Source organism: Actinoplanes xinjiangensis, assembly GCF_003148685.1.
Lineage (GTDB): Bacteria > Actinomycetota > Actinomycetes > Mycobacteriales > Micromonosporaceae > Actinoplanes > Actinoplanes xinjiangensis.
Window position 1 is genome coordinate 1 of the sequence record NZ_QGGR01000070.1, and the last position, 4,961, is coordinate 4,961.

At 73.0% G+C, this 4,961-nt stretch carries 1 protein-coding gene; it reads left to right on the top strand.

The genetic code is table 11. From position 1 onward, the window contains the following. On the top strand, positions 1 to 4,961 hold a 4,961-nt coding region (locus BC793_RS50115), incomplete at both ends, for a hypothetical protein (RefSeq protein WP_158319607.1).

Genomic DNA, 4,961 nt, shown 5'->3' on the forward strand with positions numbered 1-4,961 from the left:
ACCTCTTCATCGACGGCCTGCTCACCCTCGGCCGCCCGAACATCCGCTTCGGCGACGCCGGAGCCGAGTTCCTGATGCTCAGCGAGACCCTGCACCAGACGTACGGCGAGGAGCTGACGACCGCTCACGGGGCCGAGGCTCCGTCCGCCGTGCAGGTCGACTCGCAGAACAACCGGCACCCCGACCGCGACCAGGCCTTCCGCACCGACTTCGTCGGCTCCGCCACCCCCACCGACCTGTCCCGCCTCGCCGCCGACTTCGCCGCCACCAACTTCCTCCCGCAGTCGCACGCCGTACCCACCACCGTCAACCGGCAGCTCTTCAACACCGTCGGCACCGGATTCAAGGAGTACAAGGCAGACCTGCGTAGTCCGGAGCTCGCCGGCGGAAGGCCCTTCGCCGCCCCGGTCGACCACACGCCCGGCGGTGACACGCGGACCTGGCAGCAGACGCTCTCCGAACGTCAGCTGAAGCAGCTCGGCGCGCAGCCGCACAACCAGCTGGTCACAGCGATCTCGCTGCCGGCGCCGGACGCCGGGCCGGTGCCGCAGCCACCCGCGGACAAAGAGGTGTTCACGGGGGTCGATCCGCGGGTGGAATCGACCGGGGAGGCCCGGACGATCGGTGTGCCGGACAGTCAGCGGCTGGTCGCCGCGCACCTGGTCGCCACCTCCAACGACTCCGGCACCATCCAGCAGCAGTTCGCCGCCGCCACGATGATGGCCGACCGTGGCGGGCTCAGCCTCCAACCGGACTCGCTGTACCACGCCATCGCCGAAGTACTGCCGGGTACCGGCCCGGACGGCAACCGCACGGACACCCTCCGGGCCGGCCGTGACCGGGTCAACCTCGACACCGCGGCCGAGATGCGGCGGGCCGGGCCGTACGACAACGCGCACTTCGTCCGGGCGGTTCTCGCCCCGGACGTCCCGGTGGACAACCGGCGCGCCGATCCGCTCGACGCGGCCGAGATCGCCCGGATCGCCGCCGCACACGACGTGGTCGAACTGGCCGCCGCCACCGGCACCAAGGTTCAGCTCACCATCCACGACGACAGCGGCAATCCACCGCGGACGTACCCGGTTCAGGGCGCCCGGCCGTTGGGCCGGCTGGAGCTCCGGCGCACCGTCGACGCCCACGGTCGCGCCACCTACGCCCCGTACACGCCGCCGGTCGTGCCGGCGCCCGACAGCGACACCGAAGACGACGACCCCGGCTTCGGCATGTTCGGTGATGAGGACTCCGACGGCGACCGCGGCGGCCTGGACCTGTTCGGGTCGTTCGCCCCGGCCGACGGCACCTCCACGACGAGCGCGCCGGCGACCGCACCCACCGCCGAGCCGGTCGGTGCCGGTCTGGTCCTCGCCACACCGGACGACGCCGCGACCCGGTCGATCGCCGAGGCGTACCCCGACCGCTCGGACCGCTACCACGTGTTCGCGCACGGGGAGCAGCAGGCGCTGCGGGTCGGCACCGCCCGGATCAGCCCGGCCGAGTTGGCGGCACGGATCCGGGCGGATCACGCGCGCTGGGCCGGCCGGCCGATCGTCCTGATCGTCTGTGACAGCGGCATCGACCGGGAGAACGGCTTCGCCGCCCAGCTGGCCCGGGAGCTGCCCGGCACACCGGTCATCGCGCCCAACGGTGTGGTCTGGGCGGGCCCGACCGGCCACGCCGTCGTCACCGCGTCGGAGCTGCGCGGACCGGACGGCGAGCCGATCACCCCGCCCGAGCAGGGCCACCACTTCGTGCGCTTCGAGGCGTCAGCCACCGACCCGGCGCAGCTCACGGTCACCGACCTCGGGCACGTCCTGGACTCGAACGCGACGCTCGGCGACGTCGACCCCGACCGGATGGCCCGGGCCATCGACCAGCTCGCGGGATGGGCGCGGTCGGACGCCACCCAACTGGCGACCGACGTGCAGCCGGCCGTCGACACGATCGCCCCGGCCCTGGCGGACGTGCCCGCCGCCGCATCGGCACACCAGACCGCACGCGAGATCAGCGGGGACGCGCAGGCCGACCACGCCGACCTCGCGGCCAACCGGCTCGACCTCGAACAGCGCGCGGATCAGGCGCCGAAACTGGCTCAGGCCGCCGACGACGCGGCGAACCGGGCCGGCGGCTCGCCGGACGGCCGGCACCTGCGCCGGATCGCCACCGAGGCGCAGAACCGGGTCCGCGATCAGAGCGGACCGGTACGCCGGTCCCTCGCCGGCGCGGCACGCGAGGCCGCCACCGTACGCGACTTCCGCGACGACGCCGCCCGGGCCGAGACGACGGCGGGCCGCGCGGCCGAGGACCTCCAGTACCTGCAGTCGGCCCACGACCGGCTCACCGCTCTCGCCACCGAGGCACGGGACCGGGCCGACCGGGCCGCGCAGGCCGCCGCCGACGCCGACGCCGCACGCAAGCTGCCACCCGGCCCCCAACGGGACCTCGCACTGGCGGATTCGCTGCTGCGGGCCTACCCGGCGCTGAACGCCACGGCGGAGCGGCTCACCGAGTCCCGGCAGGTCCTCTCCGACCTGGGCATGCTCGGCGATCTACCGGCCGCGGTCCGGGACATCCGCGCCGACGCCCAGGACGCGGCCGACCAGGTCGCCGAGGTGGCGTTCCAGCAGCCCCGGGCGCATGCCGCCCATGCCGCCTCGGTGGCGCACATGGATGCCGCCCACAACTCGCTGACCACGTCGGAGCAGCTGCTCACCGACGTCTACGACCTGGCCGACCAGTTGGGTGTGTCACCGGAGCCGATCGGGACGGACTCCGACTCCAACCTGGACCCGCCCGCCGACCTGCTCGCCGAGACGACACTCGACGACTCCGACTCCGACCTGGACCCACCCGCCGACCTGCTCGTGGAGACCGATGACCGGGGCCGGCTGGTCCCGTTCGGGACGGCGCCGGAGCCGCCCGCCCCGCTGCGCCCGAAGAGCCCGCAGGAGTCGAACGAGCAGTTCGAGCGGCGGCTCGGCGCCCACCTGTCCCGGTCCCCGCGGATCAGGGACACCGCGGTCAAGGTCGCTGCCCGGTTGAACGAGGTGCTGAACGACGCCAAGGCCAAGCCGTCGCCGACCGGCGCCCCCGGCAAGGCGTTCGTCCAGCGCAAGGCCGACAGCGCCGGTCAGGCCGGCACCGGCCTGAAGGACGCCGAGGTGGCGTCGCTGCTGCGGGACGGCAACCTGCGTGAGGTCATGACGGCGCTCTACAACGCCGCCTACTACAACAAGAAGCCCGGCCCCGGCGAGACCACGTTCAAGCTGCTGGCGCTGGACATCATCCGGAACCGGGACTGGGCGCGGTCGGATCGGCTCGGCCTCGACACCGCCGAGCTGAAGGCGTACGCCGAGTTCCTGGACAACCCGCTGCGTCAAGCCGTCAAGCAGGAGCTGCCGCCGGAGCGGGAGTTCGACGGGGACGACGACCCGTTCCGGGCGTTCAACCTGATCGCCCGGTCCGGGGACCGGCAGAAGGCCGACCTCGCGGTCCGGGAGCAGAACGAGAGCGGGCGGACCGCGCGTGGCTCCCGGGACCAGGTGCGCGGCCCGTACGCGGTGACGCCGCGGCAGCTCCGGCTGGCCGGCACGGACCTCGGCACGTTCGAGACCGCGTTTCTGCGGAGCAGGGCCGCCGGCCCGTTCACGGTCGACACGATGAGCACCGAGGACGTGCCGCTCGACCAGGTCACCTACGGACCGGACGGCAGGCCGGACCTGAGCACCGTGCTGAGCGCCAGGAACACCGCCGCGGTGACCGTCGAGTTCGGGCCCGAGGTCGACGGACGGCCGGCAGTGAGCCGGGTGACCCGGGAGGTCCTCGGCACCGCGAAGCATCCGGAGCCGTGGAAATCGTGGCTCGGCGCGAACGAGCAGGGCCCCGAGCTGCCGCTGCCCTGGGTGAGCGGCCGGGCTTTCTACCGCCTCGACCCGGCCAGTGCCTGGTTCCAGGAGGTCAATCAGGAGCGCGAGATCCCGGTGACGTCCGGGACCTCGCTGACGTCGGCCCGCCTGCTCACCATGTTCCGGATGCTCAACGTGCCCGGCGTGTCGGAGCGGGACTTCCTCGCCGCCGCCACCGCCTGGATGCTGGCCGCCGACAACCACTCGCTCTACGAGGTTCTCCGGGGCGCTGAGATCGCCGGGGTCCAGCTCACCGACACCCCGGCAGCCGAGATCACCTCGGCCGGTCAGCTCTACGACGAGGTGCGCCGGGCCGGACTCGACATGCCCGCCGACGACCGGCCGGTCCCGGTCGAGCCCGCGCCCGCGCTCGCTCCGATGGCCGAGCCGACGGTGATCCGTACCCTCGGCTCCGGGTCTTCGGAGGACGCCGCCGCCGCGACCACCGTGACCGCGCCGCCCGGCCATTTCACGGTCGTCTCGCACGACACACTCGACGACGGCCGGCCGATCACGGCGCAGGACCTGGCCGATCAGATCCGCAACGATCCGCAGTACACCGGCCAGCCGATCACTCTGATCATCTGCGACTCCGGTGTCCCGGGTGGTCTGGCACAGCAGCTGGCCGACCTGATGCCGGGCACCGACGTCCACGCTCCCGACGGGCCGGTCTGGACCACCCGCAGCGGCGAGGCCTTCGTCAGCGCGGTGTCGGCCTACGGGCCCGACGGACGGCCGAAGCCGCCGCAGCTGCCTCCGACCGGAACGTGGCGCACCTACCGGTCGCCGGCGGAGACCGGGATCGACGGGAAGCAGAGCGGCCCCTATCTGTCGGGCACGAACGCGGACCGGTCGCTGACGCCGGACCTGCACTTCGCGCACAAGTGGGCGACCTTCCAGCCGGTGCGGGTCGAGGGTGGCCGTAACGCCGCGTTCGACGCGCTCACCCAGCAGTCCCGCGACATCACCCCCGCCAACTACCGCCAGACGACGATCGAGCTCAAGAACGACGGCGCACCACTGGCCTTCGTCGTCAACTCGATGATGCCCGCCACCGAC